Raw genomic sequence first — 24162 nt, 5'->3', positions numbered from 1 at the left:
AAACGAAAAATGAATAAGAAGATTTTCAGTATCGTAACATCTGTTGTAGTTTTATTGGCTGTGCTCTTAAGTCCAATGTCGGCCACTGCTAAAAGACCTGACATGGAAGACATGATCATAAAACAGGGCATCAAAATCGAGGATAAGAGCCTGTGTTATGTCGGCTCAAAAGTAGGATTAGGGTTTGGATTTCTTCACTCAAATAAAGTAAGCGATATAAAAGTCACCAGTTCAAATGAATCTGTTTGTAAGGCTGAGCTTTTTCAGTATCCCAATGGAGATCATTTAATTGATGTATCATATCTTCGATGTGGCAAGGCTACGATATATGTGTCTTTTAAGCATAAAGGTAAGACATACAAAAGCCGGGCGCGGATCAAAGTAGTAAATTATACTAATCCCTTCAAATCATTCAAGATAGGTAAAAAAGAGTATAGGAGCATATTTGATACGAATAATGTAAGGGTGAGCGGTAAGTATGCAGATGGATATGCGGTTGAAAAAGGTAAACAGGCTGTAAGATTCAAGTTAAAAAAAGGATATTCATTTATACAGGGAAATTACCAGACCAAAAATATGAAAACTCCGAAGTATTCTGACAAAAAGTTCAATCTCTCTAAGATGGATTATCTTCATCTTATTTGTAAGGATAAGCAGGGATATAAGACTACGATCATATGGGTAAATAGGAAACCGGTATTTAACAACCACATCAAATAATGCTACATTATAGGTTATATTGCTTGGCGCATGATGTATAATTGTGTCATTGATGGACATGAATTGTTAATTGAGGGGTTGACAGCTATGACACATCTGACCAGGCTTGAGCAGATAGCAGGCAGCAGGCTAAATTAGTATCATTGTTTAAATACTTAGAATATGACACATCCTGAGTTTTCTTGGGGTGTGTTTTTTTGTGCGAAGATAAAAAGGAGGGCAGAAAGATAAGAAAGATTTGTAAAGAAATGATAATTGCAGCAGGAACTTTTTTTGACAATTATGGCGATGCATTTTATTGGAGATGGGAAAATAGGATTAGTGGATACTATTATTGATGTACACGCTGTGGCCACAATTACAAGGGCAGGTGCTGATAATAATATTCTTTTTCTTTCGTGGAGTATTAGTTTGTGTTGATAGGGCGTGGTATTGACGCTGTTTGAATAAATATCTGATGCAGCTGTTTATAATAACTCGTTTGGGTGAACATTTTTCTGCTACTATCAGGGAAATAGTGGATGGTGGCAGAAGGATTTGCAGTCAGAATTCTGCTACTATCAGGGAAATATTGGACGGTGGCAGAAGGATTTGCAGTCAGAATTCTGCTACTATCAGGGAAATATTGGACGGTGGCAGAAGGATTTGCAGTCAGGATTCTGCTACTATCGGGGGAACAGTTGATGGTGGCAGAAAGATTGGCAGTCAGGATTCTGCTACTATCAGGGAAATAGTGGATGGTAGCAGAAGGAATGGCAGTCAGGATTCTGCTACCATCGGGGGAACAGTTGATGGTAGCAGAAGGAATGGCAGTCAGGATTCTGCTACTATCAGGGAAACATTGGATGGTAGCATGAAAATGTATATAAATGGAGCGTCTAAGGTCTTTGGCATCAATGATCGTTGAGTAACTCTACATTTAAGTCTCCTCCTAATATACTGTTAATATACTGTTAAAAGTTACATTTAACAGTATAAAGAAAAGTACGCCGTTCAAGCAAAATGGGTACGCCGTTTTATTGAAATATGCATTTGATGATTCTAAAATTTATACATTTTTAACAATATTAATTAACGCAATATGGTATGTTTTACTTGTGATGTATATGTACTGTTGAGGATAAGCACAATATATATTCGCAGGAGGTGTCTGCATATGCATAATGGACTTCTGATTGCCTGGATTGTTGAGACAATAATAATCGGAGTAGTATTCTTCTTGCTTCAAATGCCCATTCGCAAGAGAAACGCATTCATAATCCGTTTAATTCTTTTTATTGTTAAACTGTTTTTGATACCTGTAACAGCTCTTCTTTTTGTTGCCATAGAAAGCGTGTTTGTATATAGACATGGCGAGATATTCGTGGCACTATATGTGATTCTGGTTGGGGATATTATTTCCGGCATCTTGGAGAGTGTGATTAGTCTGGTAACAAAAATAACAGGCAAAAAGAAGGATGAAATTTCGTATAACGTCAAGAGACACGCGATTCTTTTTACATGCATAAGCTGCATATTCTTTTTGTTCGGATATATAAATGCTAATCAATATGTGGAAAAAAAACATACATGGGTTGTGGATGATATTGCAAAGCCGCATACTTTTGCATTTGTGGCAGATCTTCATTCAGGTTCTGCAAGGTCCGTAGAAAGTCTGCGAGAGCTATGCAAAAGTATCAATTCGGCTAATCCCGAGTTTGTGATTCTGGGTGGGGATATAACGGATGAGCTTAGTTCCTATGAAGAGATGACAGACACATACAGGATTCTTTCAGAGATAGAGGCTCCCGTGTACTTTGTTTATGGCAATCATGACAGACAATTGGAGGCTGAGTTTGCAGGAGGCAGAACTTACAGTGATGAGGAGCTTGCAGATGCTATAAACGAAGCCGGTATACATATTCTGTCTGATGAATTTGTTAAGGTCTCAGATGATCTGGTTCTTCTTGGCAGAGAAGATTTAAGTGCAGGTGACGCCAGGAAAAAATGGGGAGATCTTAATAATCCTTATGCAGACATACCGGCAATTATAGTGGCTGATCATCAGCCCTATGATAATGAGCAGCTTGCTGATGAGGAAACTGACCTTCAGCTATCAGGCCACACTCATGCAGGTCAATTGTGGCCTCTTCAGTTCATTTACAGATTTTTCTTAAAACTCCCTGCCTTTGGAGAATTCAAAAAACCGAATACACTGTTGTATGTTTCATCGGGAGCAAGCGATTGGATGCTGCCCTTCAGAACAGAAGAACGTTGTGAATGGGACCTGATCACACTTATAGATTCTTGAACGCTTTTTCATCTTTGCGTTCAAGAAGTCATGAAATAATGTAAGGAAATTCATTGAAATAGAGTGCTTGTAGTATCTGAGACAGATTTCTTGATTATTTTTAATTATTAGGGGTTGATAAAATACATCAAGTGTATTATTATGTATAAAACGTACAAGAAATGAATATTTATACATTATGCAATGCATATATGAATATTTTTAAGGAGGAACATTATGAAGAAGAAACTTATCGCAGCTATTTTGACAGGAGTTATGACATTTAGCATGACAGCTTGTGGCGGCTCATCAGCAAATACAGCATCTAATGATGCAGCGAGCACAGCCACAGAGGCTGAGAGTACAGAGGACACAGCAGCTGAGACAACTGATGCAACAGCCGCTGATAGCACTGAGGAGAGTGCTGATGCAGCTGCAGAAGAGAGCACAGATGCAGCTGAGGAGAGCACAGAGGCTGACAGCGCTGCAGCAGAGATTTCTACTGTTACACCCGGCAAGCTCACAGTTGCAACTTCCCCTGATTTTGCACCTTATGAGTTCTACTCAGTAGGTGAGGACGGAACACCCAAGCTTGCAGGCTTTGATATCGCACTTGCTCAGTATATAGCAGATGAACTTGGACTTGAGCTTGAAGTAGTACCGGTTGATTTTGACGGTGTACTCATGGAGCTTCAGACCAAGGCTGTTGATCTTGGTGTTGCAGGTCTTTCACCCGATCCGAAGCGTGAAGCTATTATGGACTTTTCAGATATCTATTACGAAGGCGGTCAGTCATTCGTATGCACACAGGCTAACAAGGATAAGTTCACAAGCCTTGAGGATACCAACTCTTCTGACATCGAGGTTGGTGCTCAGACAGGTTCCATTCAGGTAGACCTTGCTCAGACTAACAGCCCTGATGCAGAGATTATCCAGCTTACCAAGGTTACAGACATCATCGCTGAGCTTCTTGCAGGAAAACTTGACGGCGCTTACATAGAGACAGCAGTTGCTGAGAGCTATGCTAAGAATTATCCTGAGCTTTGCGTAGTACTTGATGTTCCTTATGAAGGAGCAGAGGGATCAGCTATCGGCATCAGCAAGGGTAACGATGCTCTTAAGACAGCAGTTAACAATGCTATCGCTAAGGCTAAGGAAGAAGGAAAAATGGACGAGTTTGTAGCTACTGCCAACGAGCAGGCTAGCGGCGAGATCATTGAAGGATTACTTGAGGACTGATTGGATTTTTAAAAAGTCAGACGGTATTTCGATTATGAAATCGGAAAAAATAGAGAACTCGGGAATCATGGCATTCCCGAGTTACTTTATGCATTATAGCTTTTTACGCAGAATAAGTTTTTATGCATTATAGCTTTTTACGCAGAATAAGTTTTTATGCATTATAACTTTTTACGCAGAATAAGTTTTTACGCATTATAGCTTTTTATGCAGAATATCGTTTTATGAAGTGTGACTTTTTCGCAGTATATTCTTTTTATTTTGTTAGCGATATACTATAGTTAAATTCAGGTAAGTCTGTAGTATACGTTAGGATCAGTGGTGTGAGAGCCATGAGCTGCGTTCTGTGATTTAGCTTGATAGATACCGGAACGGAACTTTTGACCAAAATATATGAAAATTGGAGATAATAAACCATATGGACAGTTTTATTCAGATTGATAACTTTTCTAAGATCTCGCCTTATGCCAGTTTGTTCTGGCAGGGCATGCTGGTTACTGTGATGCTTTCTCTTTTCACCGTGGCCATTGGATTTGTGCTTGCTCTTATTCTTTCAGCCATGAGGATGTCAAGATTTTATCCGCTTGCATTCCTTGGACTTGATAAGGATGGACATCAGCGTGAAAAAGGGATAGGAGTTGCTATCGGAAAATTCAACCCGCTTGATTTTCTGGCTACAGCCTACGTTGAGATTCTGAGATCAACACCTGTTATCGTACAGGTTGCGATAATTTACTACGGAGTATTTGGTGCGCTTATTGAGCTTCCCAGTTTTACATTCATGGGCTTTATAAAATTCGAGCGATTTTTTCCGGGTGTAGTTGCCCTTGGAATGAACTCCGGTGCGTATCTGTGCGAGATTATGCGTTCCGGTATTCAATCAATTGACGGAGGACAGACTGAGGCGGCAAGGTCTCTTGGAATGAGTCAGTTCCAGAATATGAGATACATCATACTTCCGCAGGCTATTAAAAATATTCTTCCTGCGATAGCAAACGAGTTCGTTGTTATCATCAAGGAATCTGCCATCACCTATACGATCGGTGTACAGGACATAATGTCAGCTGTAAATGCAGTAAGAGGAGCTACTTTCATTATCATTGAGCCGTTGCTTGTAGCTACTGCAATTTATTTCTGCCTGTGCTTCCCGACAAGTAAGGTGATCGCATATTTTGAAAGGAGGATGAGCCGTGGAGACAAGAGATAAGCTTATTCAGGTTGTAGACCTTGAGAAACATTATAATTTCGGCAAAATCAAAGCGCTTGATGGCGTGACAATAGATATTGATAAGGGTGATGTGATGGTTGTCATCGGGCCTTCCGGTAGCGGAAAGTCAACGTTTTTGCGCTCACTTAATCTGCTTGAAGAACCAACCGGCGGTGCTATCCTTTTCGATGATGTTGATATAACAAAGAAAAAATACAAGGATGAAAACGGTAAGTGGGTGAAGGTTGATATTGATCTTCACAGACAGAAGATGGGAATGGTTTTCCAGCACTTTAATCTTTTCCCGCACAAGACAATTATGCAGAACATGATTCTGGCACCTGTTAAGGTAAAGCACGTACCTGAGGAGGAAGCAAAGAAGAAGGCTTTGGAACTCCTTGACCGCGTTGGCCTTAAGGACAGAGCTGATGCATATCCAATACAGCTCTCAGGCGGCCAGAAGCAGCGTATAGCAATCGTCAGGGCACTTATGATGGAGCCCGAAGTTATGCTGTTCGATGAGCCCACTTCGGCTCTCGATCCCGAGATGGTTGGAGAAGTTCTTGATGTTATGAAGCAGCTGGCCAAAGAAGGCATGACCATGGTAGTAGTTACACATGAGATGGGATTTGCAAGAGAAGTTGGTAACAGAGTGCTGTTCATGGCAGATGGTAAGCTGTTAGAGCACGGAACACCGGAGGATATTTTTGATCATCCGAAGCATCCGAGACTTCAGGAGTTTCTAAGTAAGGTACTGTAATAAATTCAGGCAGGCATGATTATGGATAGTTTAAAAGAGCAGGCGATTTGTAAAATTGATGAAAAAAGAGATTTGATCTGTGATGTTGCGGATAAAATCTGGGAATATGCAGAGCTATCCCTAAAGGAGTATAAGTCCTGCGATTTATATTGCGAGGTCCTTGCAAAAGAAGGATTTATTGTTGAAAAAGGAATATGCGGGATACCTACAGCCTTCAAAGCATCTTTTGGAAGCGGGAAACCTGTGATAGGAATACTTGCTGAGTATGATGCCCTTTCGGGGCTGTCACAGGAGGGCGGCGCTCTTGTTAAGAAGCCCATCATTGATGGAGGAAGCGGCCATGGCTGCGGACACAATCTTCTGGGCGCAGGGGCTCTTGCTGCGGCTATAGGTATTAAGAAATATCTTGAAGTGGAAGGGGATAGAGAAAAAACCTCTGCTGATAATGGAACCGTTATACTTTACGGCTGTCCGGGAGAAGAGGGATGTGCTTCCAAGGCATTTATGGCAAGGGACGGAGAGTGGCAAAAACTGGATGCTGCACTTACCTGGCATCCTGCGGACTGCAATGAAGTTGTGACCGGATCTTCGAATTCATGTATTCAGGTTCAGTATACCTTCCATGGGATAGCATCACATGCTTCCGGTGCTCCTGAAAAGGGAAGGAGTGCACTTGATGCTGTGGAGATTATGAATATTGGGGTTCAATTTTTAAGAGAGCATATGAGCAATAAGGCAAGGGTTCACTATGCCATAACAGATGCAGGTGGAGTCAGCCCCAACGTGGTTCAGCCCAAAGCAGAGGTTCTCTATATGGTCAGATCAAACCATGTGGCTGAGGCTGTGGAGCTTCAGAAGAGAGTGGATAAGATAGCTGAAGGTGCTGCTCTCATGACGGAGACGACCTATGACCGCAGGTTTGTCGATGGCTTGTCAGATACGGTGACAAACAGGATTTTGGAAAAAGTACTATACAAAAATTTTGAAGCACTGGGTGTTCCTTCCTACTCTGAAGAAGAGAGAAGCTTTGCATCCCGGCTTGCAAAGACCTACGATGGATGGGATAAGGCACCGGGTATTGGCTCTGATTTCGATACGGAATATGCTGAGAATGCACGAGTCATGCAGAGAGAAGGCAGTTCAAGTGACTGTACGGAATACAGCGCTGGAATGAACGAATTTTTATTACCTCATTTTCAGAAAGAAGCGTTTGAACCATCATCAACAGATGTTGGTGACGTCAGTTGGAACTGCCCGACGGCGCAGATACATGTGGCCGCCTGGCCAAACGGATGCCCGGGACACAGCTGGCAGAACGTATCCTCTGCAAGGTCTGAGATAGGCCACAAATCGGCAGTACATGCAGGCAAGGTTCTGTGTGCTGCAGCAATTGATCTGTTTGAAAAACCTGAACTTCTGACTGAGGCAGGAAAAGAGTTTGAGAAAAGAACAGCTACCGGCTATGTGTGCCCTATTCCCAAAGAGGCTATAGCGGAGGCTCTGTAAATGTCCTAGATCCCACTTTCGAGCAGGATTTGGGACATTTTTAATTTCTCTTGCCTCTTCTGTCAAGACCGTTTTCAATATAATAGCGATTCTTCTCGTCGTACATCATATCGTCCGCTATTTTTATAAGCTCGTTGATATCAGCTTCAGGATAGTCCTTGACGGTTGCATAACCAATTGACATGGCTAGAGTGTCAATAAGTGAACCATGCCACTTGGATGCTGCTTTATCGATTGTATTCTTTAGCTCTTCGACATTATCTGTATGAACTATGGCTGAAAATTCGTCTCCGCCTATTCGGTAAACCTTTCCGCAGGTACATATCGAGGCAAGAAGGCTCTCAGCAGCTCCTCTTATCAGTTCGTCACCTGCTGCGTGGCCTTTTGTATCATTGGCATATTTCAGGCGGTTTAAGTCAATTGACAATATGGCAAGATCAGGCTCCGGAGCCTTCTGCAAATAAGGTGAAATGTCTTTTTCAAAACAGCGTCTGTTATAAAGCCCTGTCAAAGCATCTGTCAGAGAGAGGTTTATCAGTTTTTCTTCACGCTGTTTATCTGCATCTATGTCCTGGACAGTGTAGATTATCAGACATGGAACGCCCTGTTCATCTGATTCAACAGGTATGTACTGGGCGCGAAACCATCCTGTTTCCTTGTCCATGAATTCGCCAAATATGATGGAATGGCCGAATAGCCTTTCTCTAAGGGTGCGCATATTTGTAAATATCTGAAAATCTTCAAAATAATCATCAGTAACCCGTCTTTTAAGCATGTGATTCATTCTGCTGTGAGCATGAGCAAGCAGATTAATGGTCTGAGTTTTATAGGAGGTATCGAGAAGGGACATTTCTGTCATCTGATTAAAATCAAGGAGATTTGCATATTTATAAATTCCTGTCATGGCGCCAAGTATCTTCATCTGAGAATTGAGCATGTCAATCTGCTCTTCGTTGGCTTTACGTTTTTGCAGGAGATTGTCAAAGTAATTTCTGGCTATTTTTGCAAGGGTGTAACCTGTTATCGTCATAATCACTGTTTCTATGGTGAGACCGAAAATAGCGCTTTTAAAGAAACTGATAAAAGTATGGTACTCAAGATTATACTGTGAATAAAAGGGTGAGGAGAACCATAGGGAAATAATCATTATTATATAATTGGATATTGTAGCTGCCATGAAAATTTTGATGTCACAATAAAAAATGCTAAGCAGAGGAACGAAAAACCATGTAATGCAAATGTCGATGTGAGAGTAATCCATATAGGCAATCAAAATCTCCAACGCCAAAAGGGCAAGTGAACTGGAAAAAATAGAATCAGGATGCTTTTTTATAATAAAAAAGTGCAATAGAGCAATAGTAAAAGTAAACACTGTAATTATTGCGCAGGTTCTGTATGTTACAGCTGAAAAGATGCCAAGCCATATTCCCGTTGCAATAGCGGGGCCTGTCAAAACACATATCCACAGTATGGAATTGAGGTATTTGCTGATATTTCTCCGATTATGTATAGGAAAAGAATTGTAATCTATATCTTCTGATACCAGATTTTTAGGGTTGAAATAATTAGTCATAGGGGCCTCCTTAATGGAATGGTTCCTGTATGAGTGACTTCGTATTAATTATATAATTTATTGATTAAAAAGTCGCCAAATGTGATAAGAATAATTGCATGAAATTTATATAAAGGATTTAACATTTTTTATCTAAAATAGGAAAATATGCATTGACGGAAACTATGTGTAGGCTGTATATTATTTAGGTTAGCAGAAGTGATGGAATTGGCAGACATGCAGGATTTAGGTTCCTGTGCCGCAAGGCGTGTGGGTTCAAGTCCCATCTTCTGCATGAAACAAAAAGGGGATAAGCCAATTTGGGCTTATCCCTTTTTTGTTACATGCCGAGGAGTCCCTTGAACCCAGGGTTCAAGGTCTCCTCGACCTGGCGGTCATCGTCGGTCGGTTCAGCGGGAAAAAGGTCCCCCGGACCTTTTTCTGGATCCGCTTCACCCCATCTTCTGCAAAAACAAAAGCGAGAAAAAGGCTGCAACACTTACAAAAAGTGCGGCAGCCTTCCATGTTATAAATGCTTTAAGTATTAGGACTTAAAGAACTGCATCTCTTCATTAAGTTCTTCTGCAATATCCCTTAAACTGTTAGCAGAAGCAGCCAGTGTTGTAACAGTAGCTGAAAGCTCCTGCATGGAAGCTCCTGTTTCCTCAGAGGAAGCAGCATTTTCTTCAGAAATAGCAGAAAGAGCACTCATTGTATCTATAACTGCATCCTTAGATGTATCGCAGGTATCGGCGCCTTCAGAAATGAGTTGAACACCTCCTACTGTGCTTCCGATGTCCTCAAGCATTCCATTAACAGCATCCAGCGTCTCTCCAAGAGCAATCTGCTGATCATTGTTGCCTTGCCTTACATCTTCGGCTGCTGTAACGGCTGCATCTGACTGCTCGAGAAGCATCTCCATCTCTTTTCTGATTTCATCAGCCATCTGTTTGGAATCTTCAGCAAGCTTGCCGATTTCTTCTGCAACTACTGCAAATCCCTTGCCTGCTTCGCCTGCTCTCGCTGCTTCTATAGAAGCATTAAGTGACAAAAGGTTAGTCTGAGTTGCTATGGAGGTTATTCCTTCTACCTTTTCACTGATGGTATTTACAGCATCCTTGGTAGCTCTTATAGTCTGTGAGATGTCATCAATTTTAGCCGTCATCTCAGTAGAAGATTTCTGAAGTGAATGAAGTGACTTGCTGGAAACCTCTGAAGCCTCCTTCATCTTCTGAGCTATGCCCGACAGATCGTCTGTAGAAGTTTGGACTCCTGCTACAGCATCGCCGATTCTACCTACATTTTCAGATGCTGACTGTATCTCATCTGCCTGCTGGGTAGCACCTGATGCAATTTCCTGAACGGCATTGGATACATCCTCTGCTGTCTGGGAAATCTGGTTAGCCATATCCGAAAGCTCATTTGAAGATTTTCCTACATTGGAAGCAGATTCCTTTATGTTATTAACAATCTGATCAAGCTTTTCTATAACTGTATTTGTCGCCTTGGAGATAGCTCCAAACTCATCTTTTCTCTTATCATGCTTATTAACCTTAACAAATCGTCCATCTGACAATGCCTCAAGGGATTCATCAACAGCTTTAATGGGATCTGTGAAGCTTTTAGCCATCATAAAGGAAATGACAATAGCGATAGCAAGTAATATGATGCCAACAACAATAACGATTATGGCAGACTGTCTTGCTGAACTCATAATAACGCCGGCTTCTTTTCCTGTGACAACTACGAATCCTGATTTTGGCTCTTTTACATAAGCCATATAGTTTGTGCCAAATGATGTCTGTGACTTATAAAAGCCCTGGTCAAGTCCTGATGTATAAAACTCTGAGGATGATACATCTACCTCATCATGTTTACCTTCACCAATCTCATATTCCGCATGAGCTAAAACCATACCGTTTCTGTCGACTACAAATGCAGTCTCAGCATTTGATGCCAAAAGCTCATGAAGATTATCCAGATCATAGTTTCTATGAACAATGCCTATAACCTTGTCACCATTCTTAATAGGTGCAGAGAAGGTTATCATTCTTCTTCCTGTTGTTTTGCTGACAGTAACATTGGAGATGAACACTTTGCCTGCCATTGCTTCCTTGAAGTACTCTCGTTCAGATACATCTATACAATCTCCGGTTCCTCTTGCAATCTGCATACCCTGATCATTGGTGATGGCTGTATTCTGATCATCTCCCATAACTTGATCGTACTGATAAAGAGTAGCCTGAACTGCATCAAGTGGAATTCCGGCTTCACCAATAACATATTGTACAATTGTAGGGTTGCTGGCGATGCTCCTTATCATATTCAGATTAACATCTACTGTTTTTTCAAAATTACTATGTACATACCAGGCCTGCCACTCAAGCGATTCCTGGGCGTCAGCCAAAGCCTTATTAGTAGATGTTACATAGCTTACTATTATCGCAACAACAAGCGGAATAGCCGTAACTGCCATCATCACCGCAATCAGCTTTGTTTTGACACTGTCAATAACGCTCATCTTGTTTTTTTCCATCTTGAGACCTCCAATATAGGGTAAACAATAAACTTTGTCTTTTCTTGATTATACTTCGCAGAATAAGCACACATAATGGTTTTAACGGTTTTTTAATATAAAATTTATCTTTATTTACCAAAAAGCTGACTTGAGAGGAGGGGTATACGGATATAGAAATTGATTGACGGATTTTTATTTGGGGTATTAGAATCAAATGATGTAAAAATTGATGTTAAGGGTTGGTTTAGACAGTATTTGTGCGGTATGTTAAAAAGGCTCATCATCTAAATGGTGGGCGCTGTTTGGTTCATTATGAATAATTAAGTAGAAAGGTTTTTAGATGAAGGAAATCTCTTTAGAAGAATTTGAGAAGCTTGGCAAAGATGAATATGTGGCTATTGATATCAGAGATGAACAGGTCAGAGATTACGGGATGATCCCTGATGCTGTTGCTATATCTTTGGATAATGTAGATGAGGCAGAGAAAAAAATAGCGATGCTTCCTGCTGACAAGAAGCTTGTTTTTTATTGCGATTTTGGCAGGAAGACGAGAGACCTGGATGATACCGGTTTTCTGGCAGGATGGGATTGCTACAGCCTGTCGGGTGGATATACAGGATACGTGTGCTCTAAGATATCAGACACAGATGATCTGGAAGAGAGACGCAAAAAGGCTGAGTCAAGCATTCAGAAGAAATACCACAAGCAGCTGTTTTCACCCTTTGCAAAGGCATGTAAGACATACAAACTTATTGAGGAAGGTGACAAAATTGCAGTGTGCATCTCCGGCGGAAAAGACTCTATGCTTATGGCTAAGCTTTTCCAGGAGATTCAAAGACACAGACAGTGTAATTTCGAACTGACTTTTCTTGTGATGGATCCCGGATACAATAAGGAGAACAGGGCACTTATCGAGAGTAATGCCAAGGCTCTCGGGATACCTGTCACCATATTTGAGAGTGATATTTTTGATGCGGTGGATACTATAGAGAAAAATCCCTGCTATCTCTGCGCGAGGATGCGAAGAGGCTATCTCTACAATAAGGCTAAGGAGCTTGGCTGCAACAAGATAGCACTGGGACACCATTATGATGACGTTATTGAGACGATTCTCATGGGAATGTTATACGGAGGACAGGTTCAAACCATGATGCCTAAGCTCCACAGTATACATTTTGAGGGAATGGAGCTCATTAGACCTCTCTATTTTGTGAGAGAGAGCGACATCTGTTCCTGGCGTGATTATAATGACCTTCATTTTTTGCAGTGCGCATGCCACTTTACAGAGACCTGCTCCACATGCCATGAGGACGGAACAACATCCTCCAAGAGACTTGAGACGAAAAAACTCATTGCAAGCTTAAAAGAGGTGAATCCCTTTGTGGAGTCTAACATTTTTAAGAGTGTTGAAAACGTCAATCTGGATACGGTGATCGCATACAAGAAAAAAGGTGTTAAGCATCATTTCCTTGATGAGTATTGAACAGATTTTACATTTAAAAATAATTGAAGATTTATTGGCATTTTTTTGATAGTATTTATTTTGTATGAGTTCTTGAATGATATTTCAGAAACCCGCACTAGCTGCGGGTTTCGTGAGAACATGATTCAGGAGGCAAATAGGCCCGCGACGAAGTCGCATTGGAATGGCCTATTTGAAGGCATCTTGAATCTTTGATTCAAGATGTCATGTATTTAATAATACATGAGGGGATATAAAAAAAGTTAGCGGGGAATCAAAAAATGAAGAAGAAAAAAATCACTAAAGTACTGTCAATTATTGCAATTATTGTGGTGGTCCTTGTTATAGGATTATCTGTTGGAATGGGGGCTATGATAACAGATCAGGTGCTTTACCAAAACAAAAATAATGATACTGTTGGTAATAGCATAAAGCAGCTTGCTGAATGGGGATATGATCTTGACGGCTTTAACAGCAAATATGCGTCCATTGGAAAGGAAATCTCAGCTGCTGCAGAGGATGGTAATGAAGTTCCTGCAACATATTTTGATAATGGCGGAGATGTGTGCGTAATTCTTGTTCACGGGGCAGGCGGAGACCGTGTATTTTCATATCCTTTGGCAGAGCAGTATCTTGACAGAGGCTATGACGTAATTGCTCTTGATCAGAGAGGATGCGGCTCAAATCCTGATAAGAAGGTAACTTTTGGCATAAATGAGTCTCTGGATGTAAAGGCGCTGGTAAAATATTCCAGAGAGACTCTCGGCAAGGAAAAGGTAGTTGTGCACGGTCAGTCCATGGGCGGACAGACTACCGCTATCTACGCTTCAAACGTAACACCGGGAGAAATTGATGCGGCTGATGCAGTTATCTGCGACAGCCCGGTACCGGGGATGGAGTATATGCTCAGATCTATATTTGGAGATGACGATCCTAAGGAGATGTACGGGCCGGTATCTGATTATCTTATGTTCACTTGCGGTGCCTATATGAAAATAGCTAACGGAATCGACTACAAGGATGGCGATACCATTGCACAGGTAGCTAAGGATGAGCTTCCCACAATGATCATTGTCTCTGATAAGGACAAGACCTGCCTTCCTGAAAAGGTTATGGAGGTTTATGATAACGTGGCAAGTCCCGATAAGACTGAGGTTCATATAGACTGCGAACATATAAAGGGAGTATTCGATGATCCTGATCATTATATGACTGAGGTTACACAGTTCCTTGGACAATTTGATCTTCGATAAACTTTGCGAGCATTCGGTAATCGGGGGATATGTCAATGACTCTTTTGGAGCAGCTTTCATTATATTTATTTCCGAGGACGCGCTTCCGTTCTGCGGACAGGCATATAGAGATAAAGGATACTATAGAGAATCACCGTGCTGTAAGACTTCTGCTATACGATGGTGTCAGGGAATCCGGTATGTATCTTGATGGCTATGGTGACATTGATCCGCTTTTTAATTATATGAAAACTCTGAAGTTGATAACAGAGCATCACACCGGGCTAAATAGCTGCCTTCTCATAGGAGGAGGCGGCTTTGTTTTTCCGCGGATTTATCTTAAAGGACATCCTGAGCGCACAATCACTGTTATAGAGGTAGACAGAAAATACGTGACACTTGCAGGGGAGTATTTCGGACTTGATCTTAGTGATAAGCGGATAGAGGTGATAATCAGGGATGGCCTTGATTTCATTACAGAGAGCGTTAAGACCTATCGCAAATATGATTTTGTAATCTTTGATGCTTACACAGGAAGCAAAGCTTCGATGGGTATTTTGTCAGAATATGCACTAAAAAGCGTATATTCTCTTCTTAATCCCAATGGAATATATGCTATCAACATGATAAATGAGGCGCAGGATGTGATATCCATGCAGACTCATCTTGTGAATGAGAATCTAAAGAGAATATTTAAATATACCAGAATAGTTCCGTGTAAGGGTGGCGGAAACTGTATTCTTATGGCATCCGACAGGAAAATTTAGATTACATTTTTTCTTTTCACTCATATTACGTAACCGAAATTAACTTAATTTCGTTAGAAAAAGTTCTCTATTTTTTAATAAATAGTAAATAACACTATGCTACAATTTTTATAGTGAAGTATAGTACCATCGGGAGAGTTATAGATTATCGTTTTTACTCAGAAAAACGTGTCTTTCCGAACGAAAACAAAGAACAATCGCCTATGCGTGCAAGACACAGAGAGTTTAAGCACGGAATTAAGTAGTATATGAGATATAAAAATCGGGATACATACAAAAGATATAGTCTTATAGCGACTATCATACTTATAGCATCCTTAATGCTTCTCTCGTTAATTTATGTGGTCATAATAAGGGAATATTCCAGAGAACAGAGTTATTTGAAGCTTAAAAGTGCTACCGAGGAAACCATCGAGTCAATCGAAGGCGAGTTTCGTGCGGACAGAAATATGCTCCGCATCATTGCAAATATCATTTCGTCATCTGACGAGTCTTTACATTCACTAAAAGTCAATATGTATCTGAATATGTACGATGTAAACTCGCTTATTTCAGATATAGCTATTCTCACATCTGATAATAAAGTTATAAGAATAAACGGCATGGATCTGGATGCTACCGGGGTGCTGGATTTTGAGAGCATAAAGGCCAGGGGTGAGCATATTTCCACTCTTTTAAAGGACCTTGAGAGAGAGGGGGTATATGATCTAAGAAGCTTTGTTCCTATAAGAAGAAACGATGAGACCATAGCCTTCCTGTATGGTACAACGACACCTGAAGATATCATGAATGCATGGGCACCTGAAATTTACGATGGACATGCAACGGTATCAGTGATTGAAAGGAGCAGTGGAGTTTTCCTTATTGATGCTGCAGGAAGAGTCGGCAAAAATCTAAATGACGTGGAAATAAATGTGTCAGAGATAAGTGTGGATGATAATCTGAAAAACTCTATTCTATCCGGCAGAAGCGGATATGCGATAGGAAAAGATGCATCAACAGGGATAATAAAATACTACTGCTTTCTTCCCATGAATCTTGCTGATTGGGAGATGGTGGTCAGCGTTCCGGAGGATGATGTTTATGCGCAGATGCAGCCCCTTAGCAGAGCTCTGAATTATTACCTGTTGGTGGCAGCTGTTATTTTCATTGCGTATTTCCTTTTTATACTGAAAATAACCTCAGGATCACTTGAAGGAATAGAGCGAAGAGCCAATGTGGATGCTCTTACAGGACTTCAGAACCGCAACAGATATGAGTATTTCTGCGAACATCTGCAGCAGGGCACAGACGGTCTTGCCTGCATCTATTTTGATGTAAACGGACTTCATGACATAAACAATAATCTGGGACACCTTGCAGGTGACAATATGTTAAAAACCATTGCCAAGGCTATATGCGAGGAGTTTGGAGAATCCAATACCTACAGGATCGGCGGCGACGAATTTGTTGCTTTCAGATATGACAGAAATGAAGATATGGTCCGAAAGGACATGGAAAAAGTTGAGAAGACAATTTCTGACGCAGGATATCATGTGGCCTGCGGACTTTCGATGGCTACTCCTGATAGAAAGCTTGCTGTAGTCATAAAGGAAGCCGAGGAGGAAATGTATGAAAGCAAGAGGAAGTATTATGAGTCAATAGGAAAGGAGATGCGAGGATGAAGAAAATGTCAGCCCTTTGTTTATTGATGCCCATCCTCGCAAGCAGCATTCTTGGGGGATGCGGTGGGAAACTTCCGGACCTTGAAAATCATATTTTGGAGAATGCCTACAGGGAAGATGCTTCAGTTTTCAGAACTTTGTACTCATCTGAGGTATATGAGCTTAACTATTTGAAAACCATATCAGCTATCGATACAGCTATAAGCACCAATGTCATTGATTCCTTAGTTGATTATGATTCAAAGGGCAATATTCTCCCCGGACTGGCCAGTAGCTGGGAGTCCAACGAGGATGCGACTAAATGGACTTTTCATTTAAGAGACGACATCACCTGGGTCACTTATAAGGGTGAGTATTACGCAGATGTAATTGCGGATGATTTTGTTGCAGCTGCAGAATATGTAAATGATGCTGCAAACGATTCCGACTGCCAATATATGTATACTACAGGTTCTGTAGTTAAGAACGCAGGAAAATACTACGAATATACTAAGTATCTTTTTGCGCCCGATACATATGAAAATCCTCCAAAGGAGGTTGTTCCCTCTGATATAGGCGTCAAGGCTTTGGACAATAAAACCCTTGTCTACGAGCTTGAGCAGCCCTGCACATTTTTTCCGAGTGTTCTGACATATACTTCCTATCTTCCGATTTGCAGGAAGTACCTTAATGAGGTTGGAAGCATGTTTGCCAGAAACAACAAGAACCTTCTGTACAACGGAGCATATGTTCTTAGCTATTTTCAGCCGCTTGAAAAACAGATCCTTGTAAAAAATCCAAGCTACTGGGACGCCGGAAATGTGTATATAGACAGAGTGGAAAATTATTATGACACGGAAGCGGGAACAATCGGTCCCGAGAGATATATGGAAGGGAGCATCGACAAAGCTGTAATCCGCCCGGATAAGCTTGAGCATTATCTGGGAAACCCGGAGATGAAAGACGAGATACACAGATCGAGACCGGATTATTCATTTTCATATTTTTATGCATTTAATTTTAAATCCAATTTCGATTCCAGATATGAGCCTGAGAACTGGGAGAAGGCAGTTGTAAATGAAAATTTCAGAAAAGCTATATTGTGTGCGATAAACAAGACCAATATTGCAAAGATATATGAGCCCTATGAGCCTGAGTCCCTGGTGAATAATACATTTACACCAAGTGGGGCGATTGTGGTAAACGGCAAGGACTATATAGACCTGGAGCCTTTGAAAAAATATAAGGATGCAAATACCTACAGTATTCTGAAGGCTGTGAACTACAGAAATGAAGCAAGAAAAGAGCTCGAAAAAGCAGGAGTTACTTTTCCCATAAAGATGCTTATGCCTTACAATCCTTTTTTGGAGGGCTGGGAAGATGAGGCCCGCTACATCAAGAATAAACTGGAAGCTACTCTTGGCGAGGACTTTATAGATGTAATAGTTGAGCAGGGTGGAGATACGGGGTATCTTATTCCTGCCAGAAGAAGCGGAATGTATGCATTTATGAAATGCAGGTGGGGCGCGGATTATGACGATCCCAGTACCTGGACAAAGCCCTTTACCGATGAGGGTGCGTATATGTTCTGGCACCTTTGTAGTGATGAAAACGTGAAGAAAATCCATGATGAATGGCAGGCAAAGATTCAGGAAGCTTCGAATATCACCTCGGATATTGAAAAGAGAATGGAGACATATGCAGAGGCGGAGAGTATTATTCTGGAGCATGCTATTGTGATACCAATGTCAATAATGAATGGCGATGGTTATGTTATGTCCAAAATTAATGAATTTGAGGGTGAGTATTCAGCATATGGGATAGCTTCACAGAGATACAAATTTTGCAGGATTTACGAGGACTCAATGAATATGGAGGAGTTTGAGAAGGAATTTAATAAGTGGAAAGAATATGTTGGAGAACCTGCGGAGTAAATCGATAAATTCTAAAAGTAAATTGTTTCTTAAATATTGGGAAATAACTAAAATGAAAGCTTTGTGCATGATAAAATGTAATATATAGGTTTAGTTTTTTTGTATCTGACAGGAGGGCACATCTCTTGGAAAAATACAAATACAGTGACGCAGAACTTTCCTTTATGGAAAACAGCCGGGTACCTTTTGCAGTGTATCAGCTGGTAAATGGAGCGATAGTTACCATAGCTCTTTCACAGGGCTTTATCGATATGTTCGGATTTAAAGGAATGTCAAAGACAGAAGTGTATGAACTTCTGAATAAAGACATGTATCAGGATGTTTATCCGGATGATCTGGCTGCATTAACGGAAAGCTCCTACAATTTTGTTAAGGATGGCGATCCTTATGATGTGCTGTTTCGCCGGAAAACAAACGGAGAATACAGAATCATACACTGCTACGGCACCCATGTGATCAAGGATAATGGGGCTAAGCTTGCCTTTGTATGGTACATGGACTTAGGAGTTTATAAAGCGCAGGAAGTGACTTCCGGTGACAATTCTGGAAAGGAATTAAGAGACGAACTTGGGAGAAGGATTTTTGATATCAGACTAAAACAGGCCATGAGCAGCTCGATTTCAGGATCATACGCAAGACTTGAAAAAGAAAATGCCCAGCTGAAGGAAGAAGCGGACGCAGGAAGACGAATAGCAGAGCTGCAGGAATCTGTCACTGCGCTCCTTACAAATATGCCTGCAATGACCTTTTCCAAGGATGTTAATACAAGAAAATATCTTGCATGTAATCAGGCTTTTGCCGATTATGCACATAAAGAAACTCCGGATGGGGTTGTGGGGCTGACTGATTTTGAGATATTCGACTGGGATACGGCCAATCATTTTGTAGAGGATGACAAGATTGCACTCTCGATGGATAAAACGTATATATTCTATGAGAATGTGCCGGATGCAACCGGTCATCAGAGGCAGTTCCAGACGACGAAGCTGAAATTTACCGACAACAACGGAAGACAATGCCTTCTTGGACTGTGTCAGGATGTTACCGATGCCATGCGTATAAAGAAGGAGTATCTGGAGCGCCTTGAACAGGTTCAGACCAAAGCCAGTACAGATGCGCTGACAGGCGTAAAAAACAAAACTGCTTACAAGGAAGCTGAGAAGAAACTTAACCGCCGGCTTTTGGAGGAGGATGATGTACAATTTGCTATTACTATACTGGACCTGAATGACCTTAAAAAGATAAATGACACTAAAGGTCATCAGGCAGGAGATGAGTATATCCGTGAGGCCTGCAGTGCAATATGCAGGATTTTCAAATTCAGTCCGGTATTTAGAATTGGCGGCGATGAATTCGCTGTAATATCGCAGGGCGAGGACTATGAAAACATAGATGCTCTGGTAGATGCTATTGCAAAGCGCAATGAAGAGGCCAATGCCGGTGGAAGAGTTGTTATAGCCTGCGGAATGGCGAAATATGAAGGAAATGGAGACGTAGCTTCTGTTTTTACACGAGCAGATACAAAAATGTACGAGAACAAAAAGCTGCTTAAGAAAAAATGATATAGCCTGTTTTTATGGAACAGATATATATATACGGCATAATGTTAGGAGGTGCTTATGAGACTTTGTTTCATTGGTGCGGACCATGTTGTTACAGGTAGTTGCCATTACCTGGAGATTGGCGATAAGCACATTCTGGTGGATTACGGTATGGAACAGGGAAGCATAGCCTTTGAGCATGCTGAGCTTCCCGTGAGCGCTGCCGAGATAGACTTCGTGCTTCTGACACACGCTCATGTTGATCATTCGGGGAATCTCCCCCTTCTGTATTCAAGAGGATTTCGCGGAAAAATATATATGACACGACCGACTGCGGATCTGTGCAATATTATGCTTCGTGACTGCGCACATATTCAGATGCAGGAGGCAGAGTGGAGAAGCCGCAAGGGCAAGCGCAACAAGGATATCAGGCAGATAGAACCGCTTTATACTATGGAGGATGCGGACAATACGCTGCGCCACATCATTCCCTGCGAGTACAACAAGAAAATTGAGGTATGCGATGAGGTGACCATAAGATTTACTGACATCGGTCATCTTCTTGGCTCTGCCAGCATTGAGGTATGGGCAACTGAAAAGGGAGTACAGAAAAAGATAGTATTCTCCGGAGATATCGGAAACCATGATCAGCCGATTTTAAAAGACCCTGCACAGACCAAAACAGCCGATTACGTTGTTATGGAGTCTACATATGGAGACAGATATCACGATTCCGAGAAGCCTGATTATGTTGCCGAGCTGACGGCAATACTTAACAGAACCTTTGCAAGAGGCGGAAATGTGGTCATCCCTTCCTTTGCGGTCGGAAGAACACAGGAGATACTGTACTTTCTAAGGACAATTAAAAAGGAACATCTGGTAACGGCAGTAGATGATTTCCCTGTTTATGTGGACTCACCAATGGCAGTGGAGGCGACAGAGGTTTTCAGCGACCATGCGATTGACTGCTATGATGAAGAGGCCCTTGCACTTGTGAAAAAGCATATCAATCCAATATCCTTCCCGGGACTTAACCTCGCTATAACAACAGAGGAATCAAGGGCTATAAATGAGGAAGAGACACCTAAAGTAATAATCTCTGCATCAGGTATGTGCGAAGCAGGAAGAATAAGACATCACTTAAAGCACAACCTCTGGAGAGAGGAATCCACAATCCTGTTTGCGGGTTATCAGTCAATTGGCACAACGGGACGTGCGATTTTGGAAGGCGCTGATGAGATAAAACTTTTCGGCGAGGTGATCGATGTTCGCGCTGAGATATGCAAGCTGTCAGGACTCTCAGGCCATGCTGATAAAAACGGACTTCTTGACTGGATAAGAGGATTTACGGAGAGGCCAAAGAAGGTCTTTGTGGTTCACGGAGATGATGCATCCTGCACTGCCTTTGCCAACTGCCTAAGGGATGAATACGGTTTTGATTCCTATGCACCCTACAGCGGAACAGAGTTTGACCTGATCTCCGGTCAGATTCTGAAAGAGGGTATTCCCGTACCTGCGATCAAGAAGACAAGTAAGATTGTATCTGATGTATTTACAAGGCTTAAGGCAGCAGGCGCAAGACTTACCGCTATTATTGCCAGAAGTGAGGGCATGACCAACAAGGATAAAGCCAAGTTTGCAGACCAGATCCTTGCTCTGTGCGATAAGTGGGAGAACTGAATTGAAGAAAAAATGAATACTGAGTATACTATAGGGAGTATGTCCTTTGGATGTGCTCCCTTTTGCTGTGCATAACACTTGGCGAGACTCTTTTGTGCCTGGTGAAGTTTGCTTTGACAAAAGAACAGACCTATAAAGATATCGGGGGAACCTGAAAAATTATTAATCAGAAAGCGGGGAAAAAATGAGTAAAGCTGATGAGATTTTTATAAATATGTGCAAGGATATCCTTGAAAACGGCACGAGTACTGAGGGCGAGAAGGTGCGTCCCCACTGGGAGGATGGAACTCCGGCCTATACCATCAAGAAGTTTGGAGTTGTAAACAGATATAACCTCGCTGAGGAATTCCCGATCATGACACTTAGAAAGACAGCACTTAAAAGTGCGACGGATGAGATGCTCTGGATCTGGCAGCAAAAGTCCAATAATGTACATGATCTTCACAGTCATATCTGGGATGAGTGGGCAGATGAGAACGGCTCAATCGGAAAAGCCTATGGCTACCAGATGAGTGTTAAGCATAAATACAAGGAAGGCATGTTTGACCAGGTGGACAGGGTTATCTATGACCTGAAAAACAATCCTTTCAGCCGCAGAATAATGACAAACATTTATGTTCATCAGGATTTGTCCGAGATGAATCTGTATCCTTGCGCTTACAGCATGACCTTTAATGTTACACAGAAAAAGGGTGATGATAAGCTGACTCTCAATGCGATCCTGAATCAGCGCTCTCAGGATGTTCTTGCAGCCAACAACTGGAATGTGGTCCAATATTCTGTACTGGTACATATGCTGGCTCAGGTATGTGATATGAATGTGGGAGAGCTTGTACATGTTATAGCAGACGCTCACATCTACGACAGACACGTGGATATCATTAAGGAACTTATAAAGCGTGAGCCTAAGCCTGCACCGAAATTCCACTTAAATCCTGGCGTGCATGATTTCTATGAATTTACAAGAAATGATGTATCACTTGAGAATTATGAAGTGGCAGGGGAACAGATCACAAATATACCGATAGCAATCTAAAGGTGAAAGAATAACGAGGAGAATAGTATATGAAAATAATTTTATCAGCAGACGAACACTGGGGGATTGGAAATAAGGGGCAGCTTCTTATCAGAATCCCTAACGATATGAAGAACTTCAGAGCAGAGACAATGGGCAAGGTTCTTGTGTATGGAAGGAAAACACTGGAGACTTTCCCCGGGCAGCAGCCTCTTGAAGGAAGAAAAAATATCATCCTTTCAACCAATCCTGATTATGTAGTAAAAAACGCTACTGTTGTTCATAATCTTGATGAATTGAAGGAAGCAATATCAGAATACGATACTGACATAGTATATTGCATCGGGGGTGCAAAGGTATATGAAGAGCTTCTTCCAATGACAGATACCTGCATAGTTACCAAGATTGACCGCACCTTCGAGGCAGACAGATTCTTTACAAACCTGGACGAGGACCCTGACTGGGAGCTTGTTGAGGAGAGCGAAGAACAGGCATACTTCGACACTACATATACATTTAGAACCTACAAACGCAAATAAAAACGACAACTTCCCACATCCTAACTCCCTGCGGGCTCCATTTCTTCTGCTGGCGAGGCTATTAAAATAGTGGGATTTTGTATATATGCCGCCCCAAGCATGTCTGAGTTCTATGCCTTGGAATCCATCGTTCCTCCGTTGCTTGCTCGTTATGCTCGCTTTGTTTTCTAAAATACCGGCTGCCACTTTTTTAGGCATGCTTCGAAAAAAACTTGCAGGACGCATATTATTGTTATGACCACGCCCTTATATAGATAGAAGCGTCCTGCTGCAAACAGCTTTCTACGCATGCCAAAAGTGGCATTGCCGGCATTAGAAAACAAGCGCTCACATACAATCGCCGCAATGGAGAAACGAATGGTTCCCGGCATAGAGCGAGTTCTGCAGGGCGGCATATGTCTATGCAAAATCCCACTGTTTTAATGGTAAGCCGAGCGCAGAAGAAATGGAGCCCGCAGGGGTTTGGGATGTGGGAAAGCTTTAGTAACAAATACAATGATCGGTAGATTAGCCTTTGCAAATCTTAAGAAATCTTAAGGTTATGCAAAGGCTTTTTTTATGTGCAGGGAGTATCATCA

At 41.6% G+C, this 24162-nt stretch carries 19 protein-coding genes and 1 tRNA gene; 18 read left to right on the top strand and 2 right to left on the bottom strand.

From position 1 onward, the window contains the following. Positions 1-9: 9 nt before the first annotated feature. The 8 genes from ACHCNF_RS06075 (at position 10) to ACHCNF_RS06040 (ending at position 7701) form a co-directional block, all read left to right on the top strand. Positions 10-720, top strand: a complete 711-nt coding sequence (locus ACHCNF_RS06075; RefSeq protein WP_408071890.1) for a hypothetical protein — start codon at positions 10-12, stop codon at positions 718-720. A gap of 197 nt (positions 721-917) precedes the next feature. Further along, positions 918-1058 (top strand): hypothetical protein, encoded by a 141-nt coding sequence (locus ACHCNF_RS06070; RefSeq protein WP_408071889.1) that lies wholly within the window; start codon positions 918-920, stop codon positions 1056-1058. Between the two features lie 104 nt (positions 1059-1162). After that, positions 1163-1627, top strand: coding sequence for a hypothetical protein (locus ACHCNF_RS06065; protein ID WP_408071888.1), 465 nt, complete (start codon positions 1163-1165; stop codon positions 1625-1627). 249 nt (positions 1628-1876) lie between these two features. After that, complete coding sequence (locus ACHCNF_RS06060; protein ID WP_408071887.1) at positions 1877-3010, top strand: metallophosphoesterase; 1134 nt, start codon at positions 1877-1879, stop codon at positions 3008-3010. A gap of 216 nt (positions 3011-3226) precedes the next feature. Further along, positions 3227-4228, top strand: a complete 1002-nt coding sequence (locus tag ACHCNF_RS06055; RefSeq protein WP_408071886.1) for a transporter substrate-binding domain-containing protein — start codon at positions 3227-3229, stop codon at positions 4226-4228. A 418-nt stretch (positions 4229-4646) separates the two neighbouring features. Next, on the top strand, positions 4647-5435 hold the full coding sequence (locus ACHCNF_RS06050) for an amino acid ABC transporter permease (RefSeq protein WP_408071885.1): 789 nt from the start codon (positions 4647-4649) through the stop codon (positions 5433-5435). Next, the gene (locus ACHCNF_RS06045; RefSeq protein ID WP_408071884.1) at positions 5419-6195 is read left to right on the top strand and encodes an amino acid ABC transporter ATP-binding protein; all 777 of its coding nucleotides are present in this window, start codon (positions 5419-5421) and stop codon (positions 6193-6195) included. The genes ACHCNF_RS06050 and ACHCNF_RS06045 overlap by 17 nt, the downstream gene beginning before the upstream one ends. Positions 6196-6216: 21 nt before the next feature. Further along, positions 6217-7701 (top strand): M20 family metallopeptidase, encoded by a 1485-nt coding sequence (locus ACHCNF_RS06040; RefSeq protein WP_408071883.1) that lies wholly within the window; start codon positions 6217-6219, stop codon positions 7699-7701. Between the two features lie 40 nt (positions 7702-7741). Here the strand turns inward: ACHCNF_RS06040 and ACHCNF_RS06035 are convergent, their stop codons facing one another. After that, the gene (locus ACHCNF_RS06035) at positions 7742-9274 is read right to left on the bottom strand and encodes a GGDEF domain-containing protein (RefSeq protein WP_408071882.1); all 1533 of its coding nucleotides are present in this window, start codon (positions 9272-9274) and stop codon (positions 7742-7744) included. A 192-nt stretch (positions 9275-9466) separates the two neighbouring features. Here ACHCNF_RS06035 and ACHCNF_RS06030 point away from each other — a divergent pair. Beyond that, positions 9467-9548 (top strand) — tRNA-Leu (locus ACHCNF_RS06030). Between the two features lie 249 nt (positions 9549-9797). Here ACHCNF_RS06030 and ACHCNF_RS06025 read toward each other — a convergent pair. Next, a complete protein-coding gene (locus ACHCNF_RS06025) occupies positions 9798-11789 on the bottom strand; it encodes a methyl-accepting chemotaxis protein (RefSeq protein WP_408071881.1) in 1992 nt (663 codons plus the stop codon). A gap of 322 nt (positions 11790-12111) precedes the next feature. On the opposite strand from ACHCNF_RS06025, the gene ACHCNF_RS06020 reads away from it, so the two are divergent. The 9 genes from ACHCNF_RS06020 to ACHCNF_RS05980 all read left to right on the top strand — a co-directional run bounded on the left by ACHCNF_RS06020 (position 12112) and on the right by ACHCNF_RS05980 (position 23584). Beyond that, the gene (locus ACHCNF_RS06020) at positions 12112-13254 is read left to right on the top strand and encodes a PP-loop family protein (RefSeq protein ID WP_408071880.1); all 1143 of its coding nucleotides are present in this window, start codon (positions 12112-12114) and stop codon (positions 13252-13254) included. A 260-nt stretch (positions 13255-13514) separates the two neighbouring features. After that, entirely contained in the window at positions 13515-14486 is a 972-nt protein-coding gene (locus tag ACHCNF_RS06015) for an alpha/beta hydrolase (RefSeq protein ID WP_408071879.1), read from the top strand. A gap of 35 nt (positions 14487-14521) precedes the next feature. Next, positions 14522-15232 carry a spermidine synthase gene (locus tag ACHCNF_RS06010; RefSeq protein WP_408071878.1) on the top strand — a complete coding sequence of 237 codons (711 nt, stop codon included), beginning with the start codon at positions 14522-14524 and terminating at the stop codon, positions 15230-15232. Between the two features lie 380 nt (positions 15233-15612). Further along, a complete protein-coding gene (locus tag ACHCNF_RS06005) occupies positions 15613-16896 on the top strand; it encodes a sensor domain-containing diguanylate cyclase (RefSeq protein WP_408071877.1) in 1284 nt (427 codons plus the stop codon). Then, complete coding sequence (locus tag ACHCNF_RS06000) at positions 16893-18809, top strand: peptide ABC transporter substrate-binding protein (RefSeq protein WP_408071876.1); 1917 nt, start codon at positions 16893-16895, stop codon at positions 18807-18809. Before ACHCNF_RS06005 ends, ACHCNF_RS06000 begins: the two co-directional genes overlap by 4 nt. Positions 18810-18934: 125 nt before the next feature. Continuing rightward, entirely contained in the window at positions 18935-20371 is a 1437-nt protein-coding gene (locus tag ACHCNF_RS05995) for a sensor domain-containing diguanylate cyclase (protein ID WP_408071875.1), read from the top strand. A gap of 57 nt (positions 20372-20428) precedes the next feature. Continuing rightward, entirely contained in the window at positions 20429-22030 is a 1602-nt protein-coding gene (locus ACHCNF_RS05990) for an MBL fold metallo-hydrolase RNA specificity domain-containing protein (RefSeq protein ID WP_408071874.1), read from the top strand. 184 nt (positions 22031-22214) lie between these two features. Beyond that, positions 22215-23066, top strand: coding sequence for a thymidylate synthase (gene thyA, locus ACHCNF_RS05985; protein WP_408071873.1), 852 nt, complete (start codon positions 22215-22217; stop codon positions 23064-23066). A 29-nt stretch (positions 23067-23095) separates the two neighbouring features. Next, the gene (locus ACHCNF_RS05980) at positions 23096-23584 is read left to right on the top strand and encodes a dihydrofolate reductase (protein ID WP_408071872.1); all 489 of its coding nucleotides are present in this window, start codon (positions 23096-23098) and stop codon (positions 23582-23584) included. Positions 23585-24162: the final 578 nt, after the last annotated feature.

The organism is Butyrivibrio sp. NATIVEDY162, assembly GCF_045999815.1.
Classification (GTDB): Bacteria; Bacillota; Clostridia; order Lachnospirales; family Lachnospiraceae; genus Butyrivibrio.
Note: the sequence above shows the minus strand (reverse complement) of the source record. Positions and strands in the feature narration are given on the sequence as shown.